15 protein-coding genes are annotated in these 22,923 nt (G+C 69.0%); 5 read left to right on the top strand and 10 right to left on the bottom strand.

Annotated features, from left to right (window positions below; all coding sequences use genetic code 11):
- Nucleotides 1-28: 28 nt before the first annotated feature.
- From CFE50_RS09935 to CFE50_RS09890, 10 genes are all read right to left on the bottom strand, one after another.
- A complete protein-coding gene (locus CFE50_RS09935) occupies nucleotides 29-1,357 on the bottom strand; it encodes a bifunctional DedA family/phosphatase PAP2 family protein (protein ID WP_286733131.1) in 1,329 nt (442 codons plus the stop codon).
- Between the two features lie 62 nt (nucleotides 1,358-1,419).
- Entirely contained in the window at nucleotides 1,420-2,565 is a 1,146-nt protein-coding gene (locus CFE50_RS09930) for an alginate O-acetyltransferase AlgX-related protein (RefSeq protein ID WP_286733128.1), read from the bottom strand.
- 10 nt (nucleotides 2,566-2,575) lie between these two features.
- Nucleotides 2,576-3,991 (bottom strand): MBOAT family O-acyltransferase, encoded by a 1,416-nt coding sequence (locus tag CFE50_RS09925; protein ID WP_286733126.1) that lies wholly within the window; start codon nucleotides 3,989-3,991, stop codon nucleotides 2,576-2,578.
- Nucleotides 3,992-4,004: 13 nt separating this feature from the next.
- Nucleotides 4,005-4,655, bottom strand: a complete 651-nt coding sequence (locus CFE50_RS09920; protein ID WP_241809960.1) for an alginate O-acetyltransferase AlgF — start codon at nucleotides 4,653-4,655, stop codon at nucleotides 4,005-4,007.
- A complete protein-coding gene (locus CFE50_RS09915; protein WP_027597207.1) occupies nucleotides 4,652-5,317 on the bottom strand; it encodes an SGNH/GDSL hydrolase family protein in 666 nt (221 codons plus the stop codon). Before CFE50_RS09915 ends, CFE50_RS09920 begins: the two co-directional genes overlap by 4 nt.
- Before the next feature lie 14 nt (nucleotides 5,318-5,331).
- Nucleotides 5,332-9,114, bottom strand: coding sequence for a cellulose biosynthesis protein BcsC (locus CFE50_RS09910; RefSeq protein ID WP_286733123.1), 3,783 nt, complete (start codon nucleotides 9,112-9,114; stop codon nucleotides 5,332-5,334).
- A 3-nt stretch (nucleotides 9,115-9,117) separates the two neighbouring features.
- Nucleotides 9,118-11,346 carry a cellulose biosynthesis cyclic di-GMP-binding regulatory protein BcsB gene (gene bcsB, locus CFE50_RS09905; RefSeq protein ID WP_241807733.1) on the bottom strand — a complete coding sequence of 743 codons (2,229 nt, stop codon included), beginning with the start codon at nucleotides 11,344-11,346 and terminating at the stop codon, nucleotides 9,118-9,120.
- Nucleotides 11,343-13,541 carry a UDP-forming cellulose synthase catalytic subunit gene (bcsA, locus tag CFE50_RS09900; RefSeq protein WP_286733121.1) on the bottom strand — a complete coding sequence of 733 codons (2,199 nt, stop codon included), beginning with the start codon at nucleotides 13,539-13,541 and terminating at the stop codon, nucleotides 11,343-11,345. Before bcsA ends, bcsB begins: the two co-directional genes overlap by 4 nt.
- A 2-nt stretch (nucleotides 13,542-13,543) precedes the next feature.
- Nucleotides 13,544-14,599 (bottom strand): cellulose synthase operon protein YhjQ/BcsQ, encoded by a 1,056-nt coding sequence (locus CFE50_RS09895; RefSeq protein ID WP_286733117.1) that lies wholly within the window; start codon nucleotides 14,597-14,599, stop codon nucleotides 13,544-13,546.
- Nucleotides 14,600-14,961: 362 nt separating this feature from the next.
- Entirely contained in the window at nucleotides 14,962-17,979 is a 3,018-nt protein-coding gene (locus CFE50_RS09890) for a cellulose biosynthesis protein BcsC (protein WP_286733115.1), read from the bottom strand.
- A 252-nt stretch (nucleotides 17,980-18,231) separates the two neighbouring features.
- On the opposite strand from CFE50_RS09890, the gene CFE50_RS09885 reads away from it, so the two are divergent.
- From CFE50_RS09885 to mrdA, 5 genes are read left to right on the top strand one after another with little or no spacing between them, the layout of a single operon-like run.
- Nucleotides 18,232-19,491 (top strand): glutamate-5-semialdehyde dehydrogenase, encoded by a 1,260-nt coding sequence (locus CFE50_RS09885; RefSeq protein WP_241807729.1) that lies wholly within the window; start codon nucleotides 18,232-18,234, stop codon nucleotides 19,489-19,491.
- Nucleotides 19,491-20,153 (top strand): nicotinate-nucleotide adenylyltransferase, encoded by a 663-nt coding sequence (gene nadD / locus CFE50_RS09880; RefSeq protein ID WP_027597202.1) that lies wholly within the window; start codon nucleotides 19,491-19,493, stop codon nucleotides 20,151-20,153. The genes CFE50_RS09885 and nadD overlap by 1 nt, the downstream gene beginning before the upstream one ends.
- A gap of 10 nt (nucleotides 20,154-20,163) precedes the next feature.
- Nucleotides 20,164-20,514 carry a ribosome silencing factor gene (gene rsfS, locus CFE50_RS09875; protein ID WP_007159669.1) on the top strand — a complete coding sequence of 117 codons (351 nt, stop codon included), beginning with the start codon at nucleotides 20,164-20,166 and terminating at the stop codon, nucleotides 20,512-20,514.
- A gap of 5 nt (nucleotides 20,515-20,519) precedes the next feature.
- Complete coding sequence (gene rlmH, locus CFE50_RS09870) at nucleotides 20,520-20,987, top strand: 23S rRNA (pseudouridine(1915)-N(3))-methyltransferase RlmH (RefSeq protein WP_007159668.1); 468 nt, start codon at nucleotides 20,520-20,522, stop codon at nucleotides 20,985-20,987.
- 12 nt (nucleotides 20,988-20,999) lie between these two features.
- A complete protein-coding gene (gene mrdA / locus CFE50_RS09865) occupies nucleotides 21,000-22,910 on the top strand; it encodes a penicillin-binding protein 2 (RefSeq protein WP_241807728.1) in 1,911 nt (636 codons plus the stop codon).
- The last annotated feature ends 13 nt before the right edge of the window (nucleotides 22,911-22,923 follow it).

The raw sequence follows: 22,923 nt of genomic DNA, 5'->3' as shown, positions 1-22,923 counted from the left end.
CCAGGCGCGGATTTTTTCGGCCGCGACCTCACAGCCGGGGCGCATAGCGCTCGATGGCTTCGGGCAGGGCCCAGCCGGCGGCGAAGGCCAGCACCAGTACGACCAGGGGCAGCAGTACCCACCAGGTCCGCGTCGGAATCGGCTCCAGGCGATTGCCGCCGGTCTTCTGCAACAGCGCCAGGCTCAGGCCGCAGAAACCGCCGGCGAGCAGGGCGCCGGCGAGGATGTCGGTGGGCCAGTGCACGCCCAGGTAGACGCGGCTGAGGGCGATGAGCACCGCCGGCAGGGCGGCGATCACCAGCCAGGCGAGGCGCCCGCGCGGACCGTAGCGGCGGCCGACGAGGATGCCCAGGGTCAGGAAGAAGGCGAAGGAGGCCGAACTGTGGCCGCTGGGCAGGCTGTAGGTGGTCAGCGGCTCGGCGAGCACGTCCGGGCGCGCGCGGGCCAGCAGATTCTTCAACTGGCCGTTGGCCAGGGCGGTCCCCAGGGTGGTGCCCAGGGCGAACAGCAGCGGGCGCCACTGGCGGAAGGCGGCCAGCACCAGGATCAGCACGGCGGCCAGGATCAGCTGGGTACGGAAATCGCCCATGCGGGTGATGACCACGGCGACCAGGTTGAGCCAGCCCTCGCGATGCTCCTGGACCAGCGCCATCAGGCCTTCGTCGAAGGCGCGCAGGTGGTGCCAGCCGAACAGCAGGGCCAGCAGCCCGGCCAGGCAGAGGGCGCCGCTGATCAGGGTGGTGCCGGCGCGCTCGCGCCAGGTGCCGTGGGCCACCACCGTCAACAGCACCGCCGCGCCCCCGAAGACGATGCCGGCCTGTTGCCAGAAGCCCTCCGGCAGCGGCAGGCGGAAGGCGGCGCCGGTCACCCAGCCCGGGCCGAGGTAGGCGATGGACCAGCCGGCGGCGGCCACCAGGCTGACGCTGACGAATTTGACCAGGGGCATGTCGAGCATGCCGGCGATCAGCGGCAGCAGCGGGCGCAGCGGACCGATGAAGCGGCCGACCAGCAGACTGGCCACGCCGTATCTGTGGATGAAGCCCTCGGCCGAGCCGATCCATTCCGGATGGGTGCGCAAGCCGGGCAGGCGGCGGATGCCTTCATGGAAGCGCCGACCGATGAAATAGGACACCGCATCGCCGAGGATGCCGCCCAGAAAGCCCAGCAGCAGGGTATCGAAGAGGTTGAGCGCGCCATTGCCGGCGGCGACGGCCACGGCGAACAGGATCACCGTGCCGGGTACCACCAGCCCGGCCAGGGCCAGGCACTCGAGAAAGGAGATGATGAAGATGGCCACGCCCAGCCACTGGTGGTGCTGGTTGATCCACTGGGTCAGGCCGTCTAGCAGTTCCGTCATCGAAAGGCTTCCTGGGGGCTGGGGGTTGCGTCCTCAGACCCATGGGGAAAGCCTTGGTTGCCTCAAGGACGCGGATCGAGACGCAACGCCTCGGGGCCGGGGGATTGTAAATCGCGCTCGGGAATTTCCCAGACCAATAACTGTGGCGGGGTTTGTCGGAAGGCGGGACTGGCGAAGTAGTCCCGCGCCGCACCGGCGAAATGCCCGCCGTCCTTGGCGAAACGCCCGACGCTGGCGCCCAGGGCCTGCTCCAGGAACGGCAGGAAATTGGAATTGCGCGAGAAGGAGGTGCCGATGAGCGCGACGTTGGGCAGGTCGCCATCGCCGAACAGGTCATCGCTGGCGCCGGCCGCGGCGCGGCTGTCGACCTGGGTCAGGCGCAGCACCTCGGGGGTCGGCTGCAGGCGCGGCGGCAGCCAGTCCAGGCCGGCCAGGCGCACCAGGTCGCCGGGTCGCGGTGCCGGCGCCAGCAGTGTGCGCGTGAAGGCCCGTGCCGGGCTGGCCTGGAAGGGCAGCGCCTGGATGCGCAGCGCCAGGGCGCGGGCCGCGGCCTCGGCACCGGCTTCGTTCCAGTGGGTGTCGGTGCGCAGGAAGGCGGCGCTGCCCAGGGGCGTGAGCGCCGGGGTCAGGTCGAGCACCGGTACCCGCGCGGCACTCAGCATCCGCGTCCAGTCGGCGACCCGATTGGCGAAGGCGGCCGGGCGTCGCAGTCCGCACAGCTGGTCGGCGGCGATGCGACTCTTGTCCGGCACCACGGCGACCAGCAACTGGATGTGCCGGGCGGCCAGTTGCTGGCGCAGTTCGATCACCGTCTGGGCGCGGGCCCGGGCATTGGCGGCGGCCTGCCGCGAGACCTCGAATTCTTCGGCGAGAAACAGCCAGCCGGGACAGCCCTGGCGCACCCGCGGTCCGCTGTCGCCCAGCAGCAGCCAGCTGACGCCGCGCTCCAGGCGGGCGGCCGCTTCCGGCAGCGGCGCCTTTGCCAGTTCCTTGGCGATGTGGTGGGTGATCTCGCCTTCGAGCAGGGCATGGCGATCCACCCTTTCCGGCCAGAGCGAAAGGCGATCGGTGAGCAGCGCCCAGGCGCAGGACAGCAGGCCGATCGCCAGGAACAGGGCGAAGACCACTCCGGCGAGCGGGGCCAGCCGCACGCTGCTGGCGCTGGGCGGTTGTGGTGCGGGCGAGGGCGGCAGGGCGGGAGCGCTCATGACGGCGGCCTCAGAACTGGAAGTAGAGGAAGGGCACGGCTTCGCGACTGGCGATCAGCGCGAAGCAGAGCAGGAAGCCGGCCACCGGCCAGGCGGCGCCGAGGGCGCGCAGCAGGGCGCTGCCGGGCAGGCGCGCCTTGATCCGCGCCTGCCACAACGGAGCCAGGATGCAGGCCACGCCCAGGGCGGCGGCCAGTCCGTGTACCGGTCTCAGGGTCACGGCCAGGGCATCGCCCAGGGCGAAACCGTGCAGACCGAACTGGCCGGCGTACAGCGACAGCGCCGTGGCGAAGTCCGGCGCGCGGAACAGCGTCCAGGCCAGGGCCACGAACAGCAGCGTCAGGCCATGGGCCAGGGGCCGCGGCAGCGGCCAGCCGCCGAGTTCGTCCCAGAGCCGGTCCAGGCACAGCGCCAGGCCGTGCAGCATGCCCCAGAGCAGGTAGTTCCAGCTGTCGCCACCGTGCCAGAGACCGGCGATGGCCATGGTCAGGAAGAGATTGCGATAGGTGCGCCAGCGACCGCCGCGATTGCCGCCCAGGGAGATGTAGAGGTAGTCGCGCAGCCAGCTGGACAGCGACAGGTGCCAGCGTCGCCAGAAGTCCTGGATGCTGCGGGCGAGATAGGGCCGGTTGAAGTTTTCCGGGAAGTGGAAGCCCAGCATCAGGCCCAGGCCGATGGCCATGGCGCTGTAGCCGGCGAAGTCGAAGAACAGTTGCAGCGAATAGGCCAGGCAACCGATCCAGGCGTCGACGAAGGACGGCTGGTCGAGGTGGAAGGCCACGTCCACCAGCGGCGACAGGGTGTCGGCCACCAGCACCTTCATGCACAGGCCGATCATGAAGCGGCGCGCGCCGAGGGCGAAGTTCTCGCGATTGAACCAGCGCTGGTTGAGTTCGCGGCGCACCCAGTCGTAGCGGATGATCGGGCCGGCGATGGAATGGCCGAACATGGAGATGTAGGTGGCGTAGTTGACGAAGCTGCGCTCCACCGGCACCACGTGGCGATGGACGTCCACCAGGTAGGAGATGGCCTGTAGCACGATAAAGGACAGCCCGGCCGGCAGGGCCACCTTCTGCCAGTCCAGCGGCAGGGCGCCGGCGGTCACCAGCACCTGGCTCCAGGTGGCGGCGACGATGTTGGCGTACTTGTACCAGCAGAGCACCGCCAGGTTGATCACGATCAGCCCGGCGAGCAGCCGTAGCCGGGTCTTCGAGCCTTCCCGCGCCCGGTCCACCAGCAAGCCGCCGACCCAGGCCAGCAGCGCCAGGGCCATGTGCAGCAGCAGGAACAGCGGACTCAGCCAGCCATAGAACAGCCAGCTGCCCACCAGCAGCACCGCGTTGCGCCCGCCGGGCCGCGCCAGGGCGTAGACCAGCAGGAACAGCGGCAGGAAGAGGGTGAGGAATTCCAGGGAGGCGAAGACCATCGAGAAGCTGTCCTTAGCGGGCGATGCTGTCTTGGGCGGCGAGCAGTCGTGGGCCCTTGGCACCGGGCAGCAGCAGCACGCTGTAGCGCTCGCCGGCCTTGAGTTCGCCCAGGTCCAGCGCCTCACCGGTGGCCTGGCCGGCGCAGGTCAGCTGCACCTTGAGCGCCACGGCGTTGAGGCTGCGGCGCTGCAGGGTGCCGTCGGCCACGTCCTTGAAGATGTCGGCATTACGACCGGCGGCCTGCAGCCCGGGCGTCGCGCACTGCGGGTCCAGGCTGTAGAAGGCCAGCGAGGCCTTGAGCGCATTGAAGTCGTCGGGCTGCTCACGCACCACGCGCTGCACCAGCGGCGTGCCGGGCAGCGCCACCAGGGTGGCGAATTCGCCGGCGGCGACGGTCAGCTCCAGCGGGACCTTGGCCGCGCCCTGGACCAGTTCGCCCTTGATCGCCTTGGTGGCCGGGACGGTCAGGTAGTCCGACACTGGCTTGGCGGCCTCCACCTGCAGCCGCGCGGCGGAGCCGGAGGCCAGCAGGGTCAGGGGCTCGCTGCCGGCGTTGACGAATCTGAGGAAGGCGGAGTCTTCGCTGGGGCCGGTGGGATAGAGAGAGACTTCGGCCTGGGCGACCGCGCCCACCAGCAGACCGAGCAGCAGCAGGGCCTTCACTGGGCGGCTCCCTTGAGCTTGTCGGCGGGCAGTTTGTTCAGGGCGTCGACGATGGCCGAACTCCAGGACTTGTAGCCCGGGCCGGTGAGGTGCTGGCCGTCGATGGTGGCCCACTGGCCGGGCTTGGCGAAGCTCAGGGAGTCGATGTAGCTGCAGGGCGCGACGTTGCTGGCGAGGAAGCCGGACATCAGCTTGACCCGCTCGAAGGTCTTGCCGTACTTGCCGCCCTCGGTGCCCCAGGTCGGACCGACCCAGGCGCAGTGGGTCTTGGTGGCGGCGATGGCCTTGGTCAGGCTGGTGGTCTGCTGCCAGACCCAGGTCTTGGGAAAGCTGGGGTTGGTGTAGCTGGCCATGGTGTCGCCCATGACGATCAGCACCAGATCGGGCTTGTCGGCGGCGATGAGTTCATTGATCGGCTGGGTCGCCGCCTTGCCGCCGAGCACCACGGCCTTGTCGCCGTTGCGTCGCTCGGCGCCACCGCAGGTGCCGGGGGTGACCTTGAGCCAGTCGCCGGCGTTGGTGCCGCAGATACCCAGAGTGTGCACCTTGGCGCCCTGCTGCACCAGGCTGTCCTGCAGGGTGCCGATCAGGTAGTCGGGGGTGGCCAGATGGCTGTCGCCGATCATGAGAATGGTGAGGCCGGTGAGGAGGCTGGCTGCCATGGGAGCTCCGTGAATCAGTTGTCGTAGGGAGAACGATAGGGACTGACCGGCAGGGCGAGTGCACGGTCCTGGGGTTCCAGCGCATAGCGCAGATAGACGCCGCCATTGAGCTGTTGGAAATCGCGACCGTTGTCGACGCCGAGGTTGCCGCCTACGAACAGCTGGCGACCGAGCTGGTACTCGGTGGCGCCATAGAGGCTGTAGCCGAGACTGGTCTTGCTCTGGCCGCCATAGACCGCCGGAGCGCCGAGCGCCTGGCTCGCCGCGGCCTGCAGGCGGGCGTCGGTCGGATAGAAGTCGGCGCCGTCCTGCTCGATGCGTTGCAGGCCCACCGCGCCGCGCAGCTGCCAGGTCCAGCGATCGGTGCGCTGCGACCAGGTCAGGGGCACGCCCAGGGCATAGAAGCGCTGCGGACTGAAGTAGCCGCCATGGCCGTAGGTGAAGAAGGCCTGGTTGTTGTCGTAGGCGATGCCGGTGAGGGACAGGCCCAGGGTCAGGCGACTGTCTTCGCTGTTGATCAGGTAGCGGTACAGCCCGGTGCCCAGCTCGGTGCGGCTGTTGTCGGCGACATGGTTGCCCAGCAGCCGATACCAGGAGGCATAGGCATAGGCACCGAACTGGCTGTCGTCGTAGCCGAGCTGGCCGCGCACGCCATTGGCGGTCACGCCCCCCCACTGCTGGCCGGTGCGGGCGTCTTCGCTGCCGGCAAAGGAGGTCAGGCTGTCGAGCACCGCCCGGCGCGAGGCCGAGAGGCTGTAGCGGCTGTGGTCGGTCAGCGGTCGCTCCAGGCTCACCCCGCCCACCGGGGTGGCATAGAGAAAGCCCAGGGGCGTGGTGCCGGCGTCGGCCTTGAGGCCGAGCTGGGGATCGCTGTAGGCCACCGCCAGGCCCACGCCGCTGTCGCTCTGGCTGCCCGGCGAGGCGTCCGGCGCGGCCTGGGTAGCGGCCGGACCGCCACCGAAGCGACTGCGGGCGTCGCTGCCGACACTGCCGGCAGTCAGGCTGACCGGGGTGACCCGCACGGCCAGGCGCACATCGCCCAGCGGGAAGTCGATCTCCAGCGGCGCTTCCACGTCGGTGAGCTTGCCGAGGCCGCGTTCGTTGTCGTTGCTGCGCACGGTCAGGCCCTGGGTGATCCGCGCGCTGCGGGTCTGCAGCAGGTCGTCGAGGGCGCGCTCGGCGGCGCTGTCCTGCGGAGCGACGGGCGCGTCCACCAGGGGCGCGGCCTTGGCCGCCGCCAGCAACTGGTCGGCGGTCGGCGGAATGGCCTGACTGGCCAGTGTGGCGCTGCCGCGGCGCGGGCCGAAGGGGTTGGCCGGGGCGCTGGCCAGGGGCCGCGCGGTTTCGGCGTCGCGGCGCTCCACCGCGACCACCTGGCGCAGCAGCTCGGTGGCCCGGCCGTCGCGACCCAGGGCGCGATAGAGGCGCGCGGCCTCGGTCAGCACCCCGACGTCGTCGGCGCCCAGGGTAACGGCGCGATCGAGGGCGCGCTCGGCATAGGCGTTGTCCCGGGCACGCACGGCGGCATCGGCCGCACCCAGTTGCAAGCGGGGATTGTCGGGGGCGCGGCGCAGCAGGGGTTCATAGAGGCGCAGCGCCTTGTCGGCCTCGCCGTTGGCCAGGTACAGCCGCGCTAGGGCGGCGTTGGCCAGGTCGTCGTCCGGGCGCTGGGCCAGGGCCGGCGCCAGGGTGTCGTAGGCGGTGACCAGATCGCCGCGCTCGCGCAGCTGGTCGGCCTGGCGCACCCGGTAGCGATAGAGCAGGTCGTCATAGCCCTGGCGCTGCGCGGTGGTCAGGCGCTGTCCCTGCAGATCGTGCAGCAGGGCGTTGACCTCCTCGTCGGCGCCACTGCGCAGCAGCACCTCGCCGTATTGCAGGCGCAGGGCGGGATCGGGCGTGCGTTCGCGGGCCAGGACATCGCGCAGCAGGCGCAGCCCGCGTTGCGGGTCACCGGCCTCGGCATAGGCCGCCGCCAGGCCGCCCAGGGCGGCGGGGCGCTCGCCGGCTTGCGGCTCCAGGGCCGCCAGCTGGCGGCGCGCGGCCTGCTGCTGGCCGCGGCGGGCCAGGTCACGGGCGGCGCTTACCCGGGCATCGAAGTCGAGATCGGTGGCCAGCCCCGTCATGGCCGGCGTGCGTTGGGCCGGCGGGATGCGCCCGAGCAGCGCGCGCGCCGCGGTGGGATCCCGCTGCTCCAGGGCGAACAGGGCGCGGACATAGAGCGCTTCCGGGCGCTGGGGATCCTTGGCCAGACCGCTGTCCAGGGTCTGGCGGGCGGCCGCCTCCTGACCCTGGCGCAGCTGCAGGCGGGCCAGGGCCAGCAGTGTCCAGACATCCTCCGGATCGGCGCGTCGGGCGTCTTCCAGGGCGCGACGGGCCCCCTGGAGATCGCCACGGCCCTCGGCCAGCTTGGCTTCCTGCAGGGCCTGGGTGGCCTTGAGCCGATCCAAGTTGCCGAGCCTGGCGCGTTCGGCCGGGGTCAGGGTGTCGAGCAGGCGCAGGGCCTCGGCCGGACGTTCGCTCTCGGCGAGCAGGTCGATCAGGCCCCGACGGGCTTCGAGATTGCGCGGATCCTGTTGCAGGATCCGTCGATAAGCGGCCTCGGCGGCGTCCAGCTGACCGGTCTGGGCCTGCAGTCCGGCCAGGGCCAGCGGTGCTTCCGGGCGCTTGGCGTCCAGCCGCAGCGCCTGCTCCACGCGGGCTCGGGCGGTGCTGAAGTCGTTGGCCTGCTGCGCCTTGCGGGCCTGGGCGAGCAGTGCCCAGTAACGCACCTCGGCCAGCGGCGCCTGCCAGCGCGCCCCGCCCGGCTGGCGGATGGCGCGGTTCAGCAGCGCTTCGGCTTCGTCGAAGCGTTCCTGGCGCTGACGGACGATGCCCAGTCCGCCCAGGGCATTGGCATCCTCCGGCGCCACCTTGAGGCGCGCCTGGAAGGCGCTTTCGGCGGCGCCCAGCTCATTGCGGCGCAAGGCTTCGATACCGCGGGCCAGTTGCGGATCCAGACCGCCGCTGCGACTCAGGGCACGGCCCTTTTCCAGCTGCGCACGCAACTCGGCGTCATCCGGGTGCTGGCGCAGATAGGCCTCGAACAGTGGCGCCTCGGCCGGACCGGGCGGACCGCTCCAGACCAGGGCCTGGCGCCAGTACTCGGCGGCTTCGCCACCGATGTCCTTGCGTGTGCTCAGCTCCGCCAGGGCCTGGATGCCACGGCTGCGACTGGCCGGAAAGCGCGCCAGGTGCTTGGCCTGGATCAGCATCAGCGCCGGATCGCCAGGTTGCAGCTTGCGCAGACGCTCGATGCCCGGACCGGCTTCCTGCCAGCCATTGGGGGTGTAGGCGAGGATGTCGTAGTACTCCCGCGCCAGATCACCCTGGGGCAGGCGGCCGCCAAACAGCTGGCGATAGAGCGCCAGCGCCTGCACCGGCTTTTCTTCGCTGACCAGCTGGCGGGCATCCACCAGGCGCTGCGGGTTGTCGCCACTGGCCAGGGCGATGTCCTGCTCCAGTTGCAGGGCCTGCTGGGGCACGGGCTTGAGCGCTTGCAGGCGGCGCAGATAGGCCTGGGCGGCCGGCAGCCGGTTGGCCTGCACCTCGATCAGTCCCAGGCCGTACAGCGCCTCGGGCTGCTGCGCATCCAGTTCGAGCAGCTTGTTCCAGGTCTCCTGGGCGCGGGGCGCATTCTTGCGCGCCTGCCAGAAGTGACCCTGCTCGATGAGCAGCGCTTCGGGGGTGCCGGCCGCCTGGGTCAGTGGCGGCAGCAGCAGACCGGTCAGCAGGGTAGCCAGCAGCGGTGCACGGGTCATGGTCTAGCGCTCCAGTCGCTGACGGGCGCGGGCGCGCAGCGCCGCATGGAGCAGGCCGGCCAGCAGGGCCACGCCCAGGGCGCTCAGGCCCAGCATCAACAGCGGATGGCGAGCCAGTTGCCAGCGGACGTAGAGCAGCGGCCCGAGGCTGCCGACGTGATAGGTCTCGTCGGCCACCAGGCTTTCCACCTGCTGGCCACGCACCGTGGCCAGACTACCCTGCAAGGCCTGGGCATAGTCTTCCCGGGTGGTGAGGGCGCGGCTGATGTCGGCCAGGCCCTCCGGGCGGGCGGCGATCAGGGCCACCACGCTGCGACCGCTCTTGAGCGGCGATTCGAAGCCGGTGACGAAGGCCGTACCGGCGCCGCCACTGGCACTCAAGGCTGCGCGACTGCGTTCCAGGCTGGCTGCGTTGTCGCTGCTGAACCACTGGCGCAGCTTGAACGCCAGGTCGGAAACCTCGAAGCGCTGGCCGTTGCCGGTGAAGCCGGCGGGCAGCTGGGCGGCCCAGCGTTGCAGCAGCGGCTGGTCGGCGCCGCCGGCGATCAGCAGCAGGTCCTTGTCGGCCAGGCCGTCGACCTCGCCGGCACGGGCCACGGTGACCGCGGTGGCGGGGTAGCCGGTGGAGCTGCCGAAGCGGCCGAGCACGTTGAGGTAGGTGTCGATCTCCGCGGCGCTGGGTGCATCGGGCAGGATCACCGCGGTTTCGCTCAGGTCCGCCAGGCGGGTGAAGGGAAAGCCGCTGTCCTTGAACACGCCCAGGTTGGGCAGGGCGATGAAATGCCGATAGCCGGAGAGATCCAGGGTCGAATCCGGTTCCAGGGTGCCGCGCATGTTGTCGATGATGACGTCGCGGCATTCGCCCTGCTTGAGATAGTCGTACATGAAGCGGAATTGCAGGCGGGCCTGCAGCGCCTCGCCCTCCAGCGGCAGCCGCACCTCGGCTTCGCGGGGCAGTTCCTCGTCCTTGATCAGACTCAGCAGGCCCTGGTCCAGGTGTTCCTGGGACGGCAGGGCGATGGACTGCACGAAGCGGTCGTTGAAACTCACCAGCAGCGAGGAATTGGTCGCCACCGGTTGTGGGGTGTAGCGGTATCTGAGGTGCAGCGGCAGCCCCTCGTTGCGCCAGAGGAACAGATCCGGCGGCAGTCGCAGCGGCACGCTCACGGTACCCGAGTCATAGCCGGAGACGGCCAGCTGCTTGGGCGTGGCCAGTTCGCCCAGGCGTACCGGTCGGTCGCTGGGCAGCCAGTTGGGCGCATCGTAGGGCTTGCGCGGTTGCAGCGCCTGCAGGGTGTCGAAGGTCATGCTCTGGCCGGAGAGGGTCTGGTGACCCAGGGCCACGGCGCTCGCGGCGCGCTTGAGTTCGTTGGCATCACGACCGGAGATCACCAGCAGCTGACCCTGGGGATCGAAGGGATTGGCCAGGATGTCGACCCGCGCCGTCGCCGGTGCCGGCAGACTCAGGCCGAGGGTCTTGGCGCGCTCCTCGCTGGTGACCAGCACCACCGCATTGCCCTTGGCCGGCAACGCGTTCTGGCTGCTGGGAAAGTGGGCGCCGCGATAGCTGGCCAGGGCGCTGAACCAAGAGGACAGGGTGCCGGCGGCCTCCAGGGTGCCGTTGTCGGCCGCGCCGGCGATGACGAAGGGCAGTTCCAGCTGCCGGGCATCGCGGCGATCAAAGAAGGGCTGCGGCAGGCGCGCCAGGTCCGGTGCCAGGTCCAGGCGACTGACCTGGATATCCAGGCGGCTGCCATTGCTCACCTTGGCCCAGAGGCTGGAGTGCAGCGGGTCTTCGCACTGCATGGTGTAGTGGCCGATCAGCTGGATGCTCAGCCGGTTGAATTCGGTGATCAGCCGCGGCGGGATGTCCACCACCCGGGTCTGGGGCGTGCCGGCGCCTTCCTTGGGCAGCGGAATGCTGGCGGCGACCTCGTCGTTGACCAGCACATTGAGCTGGGACAACTCCGGCAGCAGCGCCGGGGAATAGGTGTAGTTCAGCGTCACCCTGGCGGCGCTGACGATCTCGTCGGCACGGATGTCGAAGCCGACCCCGTCCCGGCTGTCGATGCCGCGCAGATTGAAGGGATAGACCGCGCCAAGCTGCTTGAAGCTGTTGTCGTAGCCGCTGCCGGCCACGGCCACCGGCGGCGCACTCTGGGCCAGAGCGAAGGCGGGCGCGGCACCCAGGGTGGCGAGCAGCAGGGGGGCAAGACGAAGCGACACGGTCATGGGCGGTCCAGGGGGGCGGAAGAGGAGGGCGCCGTGCGCCGGGAAGGTCGGCTCAGGCGCCAGACGTTGCGATTGAGATCGGCGATGCCGCGCAGACCGATCAGACTGACCTCGCGCAGCGAGCCCAGCAGGGAATCCGGGCGGTGATTGCCCCAGGCCTCGGCCCAGAGATCGGCGCGGGAAAAGGTCATGCGCACCAGCTCGCGCTGTTCGGTCACGCTGAGTTCGGCGAAGCGGGTGCCCACGGCGCCGGCGCGGCTGAAGGCCACGGTGGCCGGGAAGCGACGGCTGCGCCCGTTGCGACTGAGTTCCACCTCTACCGCACTGCCTTCGGGCAGGTGCAGACCCGCGGGCAACTTCAGGCCGATGCCGCTCTGGGAAAAGTCCAGGGTGCTGCACTCCAGGCGGCTGCCATCGGCGAGCACGAGTCCGGCCGGCAGCGTGGCGGCCACCCGGGGTTCGGCGCGCACCTGGCGCGTCTCGCTCGCCACGGCCACCGCGGCACTGGCGATCACCAGGTTGTAGAGGGTCCAGACCAGGTTGATGGCGACCGTGGTCACCGCCTCGGGATCGCCGAACAGCAGCCGGCCGATCCCCACGCCGAGGCCGAGCAGATTGAGCGCCAGCAGCACGATGTAGGGGCGTGCCAGCTCCCAGTCGAAGTAGTCGCTGGCGATGATGCCGCCCTTGTCGGTGACGTTGAACTTGCCCAGCCGCGGGTTGATCAGCGCCAGCAGCGTGGGCCTGAGGATGTACCAGGCCAGCACCGTCTCGTAGACCTCGTTCCAGAAGGAGTGGCGGAATTCGCCCTGGATGCGCGAGTTGGTCAGGTTCGAGTGCAGCACATGGGGCAGCACATAGCAGGTGATCAGCAGCGCCGAGGCATGGAAGATCTGCGCGCTGAACAGCAGATAGGCCAGCGGTGCGGTAAGGAACACCAGCCGCGGCAGGCCATAGAAGAAGTGCAGCATGGCGTTGAGGTAGCAGAGCCGCTGGCCGAGGGCGAGGCCCTTGCCCAGCAGCGGATTGTCCATGCGAAAGATCTGCGCCATGCCGCGGGCCCAGCGGATGCGCTGGGCGATATGGCGCGACAGGCTCTCGGTGGCCAGACCGGCGGCCTGGGGAATGCCCAGGTAGGCGGTGTTATAGCCGAGCCGGTTGAGCTTGAGCGCGGTGTGGGCGTCTTCGGTCACCGTCTCGGTGGCCACGCCGCCGACCTCTTCCAGCATGGTGCGCCGGATCACCGCGCAGGAGCCGCAGAAGAAGGTGGCGTTCCACAGGTCGTTGCCATCCTGCACCAGGCCGTAGAACAGCTCGCCCTCGTTGGGCACGGTGCGAAAGGTCTTGAGATTCTTCTCGAAGGGATCCGGGGAAAAGAAGAAGTGCGGGGTCTGCAGCATGGCCAGCTGCGGATCCTTGAGGAACCAGCCCAGGCAGACCTGCAGGAAGGAGCGGGTCGGCACGTGGTCGGCATCGAAGATGGCGATGTACTCGCCGTCGGTCACCTTGAGCGCCGCATTGAGGTTGCCGGCCTTGGCGTGCTCGTTGTTCTCGCGCACCAGGTAGGAGACGCCGGCGGTCGCGCAGAAGTGGCGGAAGTCCTCGCGACGGCCGTCGTCGAGCACGTGCACCCGCAGCTTGTCGCGTGGCCAGTCGATGGCCTGGGCCGCCAGGATCGACAGCTTCACGATGCTCAGGGCTTCGTTGTAGGTGGGGATGAAGACGTCCACGGTGGGCCAGGCGGCCGGGTCGGCGGGCAATGGGACCGGCGTGCGGCGCAGCGGCCAGATGGTCTGCAGATAGCCGAACACCAGCACCGCCAGGGCATAGAGTTCGGCGGCCACCAGCCCGTAGCCAAGCACCATCTCCAGCGGCGTCTCGAAACCCAGGGTGCTGGTCAGACGCCAGTAGAGATAGCGCAGCGACGCCAGCAGCGACAGCAGGATCAGCGCGATCACCGGCAGCCGTCCGGGCAGCCGGCGCAGCAGCAGGGCCGCGCCGAAGCAGCCGACGGCGAACGCCGCCTGTTCTTCCAGTGCCAGGGGCACGCTCACCAGCAGGGCGCCGAGCAGCGCGGCCGTCGTCCAGGCGAGCAGCTGCAGCCACAGCGGCGCCGCGGGCGACACCGGCAGGGCGTCGGTAGCGTGCGCCGCGCGGCGCTGGCGAACCTGTTCCAGGCGGTCGAGAAAGCTCATGGCTAGGCGTGCGCGGCGTGCGGCACGGGCGAGCGGAGATCGCCGAGCAAGGCCTCGCCCAGCTCGGCCAGGCCACGCGCCCAGGCGTCCTGGACGCTGGCCAGACCCTGGCCCAGCGCCAGGGCCTGCTCCAGATCGGGGCTTTCCGGCAGTACGCCCAGCAGGCGTTCGCCCCAGGATTGCGCCACGATGGCGGCGATGTCCTGGCTCAGGGGGCGGGCGGGATCGACCCGGTTGAGCAGGTGCAGCGGAGTGACCTGGCCGCTGCAGCGCTGCCACTGGCGTTCGAGGCGCGGCAGACTGGCGTAACCGGTCGCATCCGCGGTCGTCACCCCCAGGATCCGGGTGGCCAGGGCCAGGGCCTGACGACTCAGGGGCGTCGAGCCCGTGGGGCAATCGAGGATGACCAGGGTGTCGGCCGGGACGTCCAGCGCCTGCAGGCGGCGGGTCAGCCACTGGGTGTCGGTGGCCAGGGCCTGCTCCAGGGCCTGCAGATCCAGCTCGTCGGGGGCGCCGAAGGGCACCAGGCGCAGGCGCTCGTCCACCGCCAGGCAGACGGAAAGCGGCGCCCTGACCGAACCGGTGGTGGACGACGCTTCCTGCAGCAACAGCGAAGACAGCACGTTCTGACTGTCCAGCTCCACCAGCAGCACTGGCTGGCCACTGCGACTCAGCGCCTGGGCCAGGCCCGCGGCGATCATAGTCTTGCCGGTGCCGCCCCGGGCCGACATCAGTGCCAGCACTGGACCGGCCAGCCGCGGCAGCGTGCGACTCAGCGCCTGGTCCAGGGCGACGACCGCCTGGTTGGCCTGGCGGCTGCTGTGCAGCTGCGCCAGCTTCCGCGACAGCGGGGGCAGGGCGCCCGGTTCCGCTTGAGCGGCCGCCTCGGCCACCGTGATGACCGCTTCGGCCTGGGCGCTCGGCGCAGGCTGCAGCTGCGGTGCGGTTGGCAAGGTTGCCTCATAGGGCAGCGGCTCGGGAGCTTCGAATTCGTGGTAACGCTGGGGATCGCCACCGAAGGAGCGGAACAGATTGGCAATATCCAGCGAACGGACCATGGCGGCTTCCGAAAAGGTAAGGGGCTAGGCAGGGGCTTGACGTCAAATTTATGGCCAAAAGCCATTAGGTGTCATTTTTGCGAATACTGTCACGCGAGGTTCGTGACGCACCAATTGAAAATGCGTATGCGGGCATCGAAGCGGAGCGAACGGATCGTCTCGCTTTTCAGCGCCGGCTCGCTGCAATGTTTAGATCACCTCGAGCACCCGTCAACGGCACGCCTGGCGTCGTGCGGACGAAAGGCGTGGCGCGGGGACGGGGCGGTCGCGCTGGCGACGAACGCGGGGATGAGCGGTCGTTTCGGCGGCGCTGGGCAGGGTGCCGGCGGCAAGAAAAAGGCCCGCGGGTGCGGGCCTTTTGCTTATTCCTCGTTGCGCGAGCGGTAGGGCTGCGGCCGCGAGAGTTGCGGTCGGCCTTCCTGCTCTTCGAAGAAGTAGCGCAGATAGAGGTTGCCGTTGACGTCGCGCTCGTCCTGGGCGTTGTCCAGACCCAGGCGACCGCCCAGGGCGAATTGCCCGCTGAGGCGGTATTCGCCATTGGCGGAGAGGCTGTAGGCCACGCCGGTCTTGCTCTTGCTGCCGTACTGGCCTTGGCCGGCGGCTTCCGCGGCCGCCTGCAGGGCGGCGTCGTCCGGATAACGATCCGCGGCGTCCTGGCGAATGGTCTGCACGCCCAGCATGCCCTGCACCTGGTAGGCCCAGAGATCGCCCCGCTGCGCCCACACAAGGGGCACGCCGATGGCGAAGTAGCGTTGCGGACTGAAGTAGCCACCATGACCGTAGGTCAGGTGGTTCTGGTTGTTGTCGTAGCCGATCGCGGTGGCCGAGAGGCCCACGGTGAACAGGCTGTCCGGGCCATTGCGCAGGTAGTAGTAGACCCCGGTGCCGATCTCGAAGCGGTCGTTGTCCTTGACGTCATGGCCGGTCAGGCGATGGGCCGCGCCATAGATGTAGGAGCCGTAGCGACCGTCGTCGTATCTCAGCCGCGCCAGGCCGCCGTTGGCGGTGACGCCGCCCCACTCCTGGCCGGTGCGCGGATCGCGGATGCCGCCGTAGGACGCCAGGGAATCGGTCACCGAACGGCGCGATACGCTCAGGGCATAGAGCAGGTTCTCGCTGAGGCTGCTCAGCGGGCGCTCCAGGGTCGCGCCACCAACCACGGTGCTGTATCTCAGGCCCACCGGCGAGACGCCGATGTCGCCCTTGAGGCCGCGGCCGGCGTCTTCCACGGCGATGGACGCCGCCACGCCGTTTTCCTTCTGGCTGCCGTCGCTGCTGCTGTCGTTGATGCGCGTCGGGGTGATGCGCACGGCCAGGCGCTGGTCGCCGGCGGGGAAGGAGATCTCCAGCGGCGCGCTGACGGTGGTCTGGCGCGAACTGCCACTGGGGTCGTAGCTGCGTACGCTGAGGCCCTGGGTGATGCGGATGCTCCGCTCGCGCTGCAGCTGGCCGAGGATCTGCTCGGTGGCCAGGCTGCTCGACAGGCTGCTGGTGGGCACCACGGACAGGTCGCTGAAGGGGTTGTTGGCGGCCTTCTGCGCCTGCAGCGGATCGCTCCAGGCGTAGTCGGCGCTGCCGGCGTTGCCACCCGCGGCGGCCGGAACGGCGGCCAGGGCGTCAGCGCTGCGGGTCTGGCCGGGCAGGGCGGCGAAGGGGTTGTCGCTGGCACCGGCGGCGCGGGCCGCGGATTCGCGATCCTTGCGCTCCACCTGCACCACCTGCTCCAGCAGGCCGGTGGCGGTACCGGCCATGCCGATGTCGCGGTAGAGCAGGGCGGCGCGGCGCAGCACCAGGGGATCGCTCTGGCCCAGCTTGACCGCCTGGTCCAGGTACTGGCGGGCGGTGACGCTGTCCTGGGACTTGGCGGCGATCTCGGCGGCGCCCAGATAGAGCTCGGCGTCCTTCGGCTGGTCGCTGAGCACGTCGCGATAGAGCTGGCGGGCCTTCTGGGTGTCGCCGCTGGCCAGGTACATGCGCGCCAGGGCGGCCTGGGCGGCCTTGTCGTCGGGACGGGCCTTGAGCGCCGGGGCCAGGGTGTCGTAGGCGGCGGCCAGCTTGCCCTGATCGGTGAGACGGTCGGCCTGACGGATGCGATAGCGGGCGAGCAGGTCGTCGTACTGCTGCTTCTCGCCACTGTCGAGCACCACGCCCTGCAGGTCGCGCAGGACGTTGCCCACGGTCTGGTCCTGGTTCAGCTGCAGCTGGATGCTGGCGTAGTGCAGCTGCATGGCGGGCGCCGGGCGGGTATCGCCGCTGATCATCGGCTTGAGCAGGGCCAGGCCGTGCTCTGGATCGCCGGCGGTGGCGAAGGCCTCGGCCAGGTCGCCGATCAGATCCGGATTGCGACCGGCGCGGGCTTCCAGGCGCTGCATCAGGCTGCGCGCTTCCTCGCGGCGACCCTGCTTGGCCAGGGCCACGGTCTCGGCCAGTTGTTCGTTGAAGGTGATGCGCGCGGCCAGGGCGTTCATGTCCGGCGAACGCTGCGCTTGGGGAATGCGCATCAGGGTCTGCATGGCGCGCGGGTATTCACCCAGCTCGTTGGACAGCAGGGCACTCGCATAGAGCACCTCGGGGCGCTGGGCGCCATCCTTGACCAGGCTGTCCACCAGATCGCGGGCGGCGCGCGGCCGGCCCTGGCGGACTTCCAGACGGGCTTGGGCCAGGCGCAGCCAGGGATCCTCCGGGGACTCCTTGCGTGCCTGTTCCAGCAGGCGCGAGGCACTCTGCAGATCGCCCCGCGCCTCGGCGGCTTCGGCTTCCTGCATGGCCTGGCCGGCGCGCAGGCGATCCAGGCCCTTGACCTGGGTCTGGGCGCTCGGTTGCAGGTTCTTGGTGAGTTGCATGGCCTCTTCGGTGCGACCCAGCTCGTTGAGTGCGGCGATGCGTCCGTAGTAGGCATCGACGTTGGCCGGCTCGCGCATCAGCACCTGGCGGTAGGTGGCCTCGGCCAGCTCCCACTGACGCTTCTGGCTCTGGATGCCGGCCAGGAACAGTTGCGCCTCGACCGCTTCGGGCTTCAGGCGGATGGCTTCCACGCTGAGATCCCGCGCCTGGTCCAGCTCGCGCTTGTTCTCGGCGGCATGGGCGCGTTCCAGCAGGTGGTGATAGCGCGCCTCGTCCAGCGCCGGCTGCCAGGTCTTGCCGCCTTTCTGCACGGCCTGGGTCAGCAACTGCTCGGCATCGGTCCAGCGCTGCTGCGCCAGCCGGGCACTGCCCAGCTTGCCCAGGGCATCCGGGTCCTGGGGCGTCTTCTTCAGCTGGGCTTCCAGGGCCTGGACGGCGGCTGCGCTCGGTGCGGCATCGGCAGCGGCGGCCCAGGTCGCGTCGGCATGGATCAGCAGGGCGAGCAGACCAAGGGACAAGGTGAGGTGCTTGGGCATGGTTCTTTCCGTGAAGACTGGTAGGCGTCGCTGCAGCACCTGGCGCAGAGCTGGGGACGATTTCGGCTATAAGGGAATAGCTGAACGCAAGCTGAACGGCAAATACAGCCGCGGATGATTCCCGACAGGCCGTGGCGAGTCAACCAAATCGAGCAGGCGAATGCCATCGCCAGGCCCCTCGGCGCTGGCCGCGCAGGGCCCGGCGACGCTATACTCTGCGGCTTTCCCACCGTCTTTCGCAGGCCGCCGACCATGACCGAGTCCGTCTCCGCCTACATGACCCGTCTTGGCCAGGCTGCCCGTGCCGCGTCGCGGGTCCTCGCGCGTACGTCCACTGGCCAGAAGAACCTGGCGCTGAACGCCATTGCCGACGCCCTGGGCGCTGATCGTGAAGGGTTGATCGCGGCCAACGCCGAGGATGTCGCGGCCGCCACGGCTGCGGGGCTCGAAGCGGCGCTGCTGGATCGACTGACGCTGACGCCGGCGCGTATCGACGCAATGATCAACGGCCTCAAGCAGGTTGCCGCCTTGCCGGATCCGGTAGGCGCCGTTCGTGACCTGAGCGCCCGGCCTTCTGGGATCCAGATCGGCAAGATGCGCGTGCCGCTCGGGGTCATCGGCATCATCTATGAATCCCGCCCCAACGTGACGATCGACGCGGCCAGTCTCTGCCTGAAGTCGGGCAACGCCACCATTCTGCGTGGTGGTTCAGAAGCCATTCGCTCCAATCGCGCCATCGCCGCCTGCATTCAGCAAGGCCTAGCCAAGGTCGGCTTGCCCGCTGCGGCGGTTCAGGTGGTGGAAACCACCGACCGGGCTGCCGTCGGCGCCCTGATCACCATGCCCGAGTTCGTCGACGTCATCGTGCCGCGCGGTGGCAAGAATCTGATCGAACGCATCAGCAGCGACGCTCGCGTCCCGGTGATCAAGCACCTCGACGGTATCTGCCACGTCTATGTCGACGCGGCTGCGGATCTCGCCAAGGCCGAGTCCATCGCCTTCAACGCCAAGTGCTACCGCTATGGCATCTGCGGTGCCATGGAAACGCTGCTGGTCGATGCCCAGGTGGCCGAGGCCTTCCTGCCGGCCATGGCACGCCGCTTCGAAGAACAGGGCGTGGAGCTGCGGGGCTGCGAGCGGGTGCGTGATCTGATCCAGGCTGTGCCCGCCACCGAGGCCGACTGGTCCACCGAATATCTGGCGCCCATCCTGTCGATTCGCATCGTCGATGGCCTGGACCAGGCGATCGAGCACATCAACCACTACGGTTCCCATCACACCGATGCGATCGTGACGGAGAGCCTCGGCCGCTCGCGCCGCTTCCTGGCCGAAGTCGATTCCAGTTCGGTCATGGTCAACGCCCCGACCTGCTTCGCCGACGGCTTCGAATACGGCCTGGGCGCCGAGATCGGCATCTCCACCGACAAGCTGCACGCCCGTGGGCCGGTGGGGCTGGAAGGACTGACCAGCGAGAAATACGTGGTCTTCGGCGACGGTCACGTCCGCAGCTGATGAGCAGCCTGCCCACCCGCATCGGCTTGTTCGGCGGTACCTTCGATCCCGTGCACATCGGTCACCTGCGCGCGGCGCTGGAGGTGGCCGAGGCCCTGGCGCTGGACGAATTGCGGCTGATCCCCAGCGCCCGGCCGCCCCATCGCGAGGCGCCCAGCGTCTCCGCCGAGGATCGGCTGGCGATGGTGCGCCTGGCGGTGGCCGACGTCGCGACCCTGGTGGTCGATGACCGGGAACTGCGCCGGACGCGCCACTCCTATACCATAGAGACCCTGGAAAGCCTGCGCGCCGAACTCGGCGATGAGGTGCAGCTGTTGCTCATGCTGGGCTGGGACGCCTTCTGCGGCCTGCCGAGTTGGCACCGCTGGCGCGAGTTGCTGGAGCTGTGCCACATCCTGGTCCTGCAACGACCCGACGCCGACAGCGAGCCCTGCCAGGAATTGCGCGATTTCCTGGCGGCGCGCAGTCAGCCCGATCCCCAGGCCCTCAAGGGGCCGGGCGGGCAGATCACCTTTATCTGGCAGAACCCGCTCGCGGTGTCCGCCACCCAGATCCGCGGCCTCTTGGCCACCGGGAAGTCGATCCGCTTCCTGGTGCCCGATGCCGTGCTTGACTACATCCGGACGCACGGCCTCTATCCGGCGTCCTCCGAACCGAGGTAAGAGCTACACCATGCAAAGCGAACAACTCGTCCAGGTGGCCATCGCCGCCCTGGAAGACATGAAGGCCCAGGACATCATCTCCCTGGACGTGCGGGAAAAGACCAGCGTGACCGACATCATGGTCATCGCCAGCGGCACCTCCAGCCGCCACGTCAAGTCGCTGGCCGACAACGTGCTGGAAAAGGTCAAGCAGCAGGGCGTGCGCCCGCTGGGCAGCGAAGGCCTGGAAGGCGGCGAATGGGCGCTGCTGGACCTGGGCGACGTGGTCGTCCACGTGATGCTGCCGACCACCCGCGAGTTCTATGACCTTGAGCGCCTCTGGCGCGGTGCCGAGCAGAGCCGCGCCGCTCACGGCGAATAAGCCCGGTGCGCCTGCGTCTCATCGCCGTCGGCTCGCGCATGCCGCGCTGGGTCGAAGAGGGCTGGCACGAGTACGTCAAGCGTCTGCCGCCGGAACTGCCGCTGGAACTCGTCGAGATCCCGCTGCAGACCCGTGGCAAGAACGCCGACGTCGCCCGGCTGATCCGCCAGGAGGGTGAGGCCATGCTGGCCAAGGTGCAGCCGGGCGAGCGCGTGGTGACCCTGGAGGTCACCGGCAAGCCCTGGAGCACCGAGCAACTGGCTGAAACACTCCAGCAGTGGCGCCTGGAAGCCCGGACCGTCAACCTCATGGTCGGCGGTCCCGAGGGTCTCGCTCCCGAGGTGCAGGCGCGCAGCGAACAGCGCTGGTCGCTCTCGCCGCTGACCCTGCCGCATCCGCTGGTGCGCATCCTCGTCGGTGAGCAGCTCTATCGCGCCTGGACCGTACTGGCCGGCCATCCGTATCACAAGTAGTCCGTACCTGCGATGTCGCAACCCATACGCCTCAAGGACCACGAGAAAGACGCCCAGCTCGTCCGCGCCCGCGTGACCGTCGGGGCGGTGCTCTTTCTCGTGCTCGCCTGCGTACTGGTGGCGCGCATGTACTACCTGCAGGTCATCCAGCACGACTACCACTCGACCCTGTCGGAAAACAACCGGGTCCATGTCCAGCCGATTCCGCCCACCCGCGGCCTGATCTACGACCGCAACGGCATCATTGTCGCTGACAACCGCCCCAGCTTCAGCCTGACCATCACCCGGGAGCGGGCCGACAACTGGCGGCAGACCCTCGATACCCTGGTGCAGGTCCTGGGCCTGACCGAGGAAGACCGCGAACTCTTCGAGAAGCGCATGAAGCAGGGTCGGCGGCCGTTCGAGCCGGTGCCGGTGCTGTTCGAGCTGACCGAGGAGCAGATCGCCAAGATCGCCGTCAACCAGTTCCGCCTGCCCGGGGTCGAGGTGACGGCGCAGCTGGTGCGCCACTATCCCATGGGCGAGCACTTCGCCCATTCGGTGGGCTATGTCGGGCGGATCAACGAACAGGAGCTCAAGCGCCTGGATCCGGTCAACTACAGCGGCACCCACCACATCGGCAAGACCGGCGTGGAGCGCTTCTACGAGCCCGAGCTGCACGGCGAGGTGGGCTACGAAGAAGTCGAGACCAACGCCCGTGGCCGGGTCCTGCGGGTGCTCAATCGCACCGACCCCAAGCCCGGCAAGGACATCGTCCTGACCATCGACTCGCGCCTGCAGGCCGCCGCCGAAGCCGCCCTGGGCGGGCGTCGCGGGGCCATCGTCGCCATCCAGCCCAAGACCGGCGAGGTGCTGGCCATGGTCAGCCAGCCGAGCTACGACCCCAACCCCTTCGTGACCGGGATCAGCTTCAAGGAATATTCCGAGCTGCGCGACTCCATCGATCGCCCGCTCTACAACCGGGTGCTGCGTGGCCTCTATCCGCCCGGTTCGACCATCAAGCCGGCGGTGGCCATCGCCGGTCTCGATACCGGCGCCACCACGCCCCAGGCGCGGGTCTTCGATCCGGGCTACTACGAGTTGCCCAACTACGATCACAAGTATCGCAACTGGAACCACGGCGGCGATGGCTACGTGGATCTCGACATGGCGCTGATGAGATCCAACGACACCTACTTCTACGACCTCGCCCACAAGATCGGCATCGATCGGCTCTCCGAGTACATGGGCAAGTTCGGTCTCGGCCAGAAGGTCTCCCTGGACATGTTCGAGGAGGCACCGGGGCTGATGCCGTCGCGGCAGTGGAAGCGTGCCACCCGCCGCCAGGCCTGGTTTCCCGGCGAGACGCTGATCCTCGGTATCGGTCAGGGCTACATGCAGACCACGCCATTGCAGCTGGCCCAGGTCACCACCCTGATCGCCAACCATGGCAAGTGGATCCGTCCGCACCTGGCCAAGACCCTCGACGGCCAGCCGCCGGTGGACAGCAATCCCATGCCCGACATCGATCTCAGGGACCCGACCTACTGGGACAGGGCCGTCCACGGCATGGAAATGGTGGTGCAGAATCCACGCGGCACTGCGCACAAGATCAATGTCGGCGCCCAGTACCGCATCGCCGGCAAGAGCGGTACCGCCCAGGTGGTCGCCATTCGCCAGAACGAGAAGTACAACTCGGCCGCGCTCAAGGAGCGCCATCGCGACCACGCCCTGTTCGTCGCCTTCGCCCCGGCCGACAATCCGCAGATCGCCGTGGCGGTGATGGTCGAGAACGGCGAATCGGGCAGCGGCGTAGCCGCCCCGGTCGTTCGCCAGGTGCTGGATGCCTGGCTGCTCGATGAGCAGGGCCATCTCAAGGCCGAGTACGCCAAGCCCAATCCCGCCGCGGCCACTGCCGCCGCCGCGACCAAGGTGCAGCCATGAGTCTTGCTCCCAA

This window comes from Pseudomonas sp. PGPPP4, from assembly GCF_002256045.1.
Classification (GTDB): domain Bacteria; phylum Pseudomonadota; class Gammaproteobacteria; order Pseudomonadales; family Pseudomonadaceae; genus Chryseomonas; species Chryseomonas oryzihabitans.
Note: the sequence above shows the minus strand (reverse complement) of the source record. Positions and strands in the feature narration are given on the sequence as shown.